Origin of the sequence: Mycobacterium sp. 1165178.9 (assembly GCF_001673555.1) — a bacterium.
In the GTDB taxonomy this organism is placed as follows: domain Bacteria; phylum Actinomycetota; class Actinomycetes; order Mycobacteriales; family Mycobacteriaceae; genus Mycobacterium.
The window spans coordinates 1-599 of sequence record NZ_LZMB01000241.1 but is presented as its reverse complement, the minus strand read 5'-3'; the positions used below and the strand labels follow the sequence as shown (position 1 = coordinate 599).

At 65.1% G+C, this 599-nt stretch carries 2 pseudogenes; one reads left to right on the top strand and one right to left on the bottom strand.

Annotation, left to right across the window (positions count from 1 at the left end):
• Positions 1 to 67, top strand: a pseudogene (locus tag A5652_RS27545) (imidazole glycerol phosphate synthase subunit HisH); the annotation flags it as partial.
• A gap of 115 nt (positions 68 to 182) precedes the next feature.
• On the opposite strand, the pseudogene A5652_RS26660 reads toward A5652_RS27545, so the two are convergent.
• A pseudogene (locus tag A5652_RS26660) lies at positions 183 to 419 on the bottom strand (imidazole glycerol phosphate synthase subunit HisH); the annotation flags it as partial.
• Positions 420 to 599 lie beyond the last annotated feature (180 nt).

Genomic DNA, 599 nt, shown 5'->3' with positions numbered 1-599 from the left:
ATTCCACCCGGAGAAGAGCGGGGATGCCGGCGCGGCCGTGTTGAGCAATTGGGTCCAGGGACTGTGAAGGTCCTCGCGAGAGCGCTTTCTACCGAGCACAAGTCGGGGATGCACGTGACGCGTTGCAATCTCGGCACACAGGAGGAGATGTGTTGATCTTGTTGCCCGCGGTCGACGTGGTCGACGGCCGCGCCGGCATCCCCGCTCTTCTCCGGGTGGAATTGGGTGGCCGATAGCGGCCCGTCCTCGACCGCCGCCAGAAACGGGCCCTCGTGGCTGGCCCACGTCAGCACCGCATCGGGCGAACCCTCCCACTGCTGTGCGGCGTAGGAGTGCACGAAGTAGAACCGGGTGTCGGCATCGAGCCCTTTGAACAGCACGGTGCCGGGCCCGGATTCGACGACATTCCACCCGGAGAAGAGCGGGGATGCCGGCGCGGCCGTGTTGAGCAATTGGGTCCAGGGACTGTGAAGGTCCTCGCGAGAGCGCTTTCTACCGAGCACAAGTCGGGGATGCACGTGACGCGTTGCAATCTCGGCACACAGGAGGAGATGTGTTGATCTTGTTGCCCGCGGTCGACGTGGTCGACGGCCGCGCCG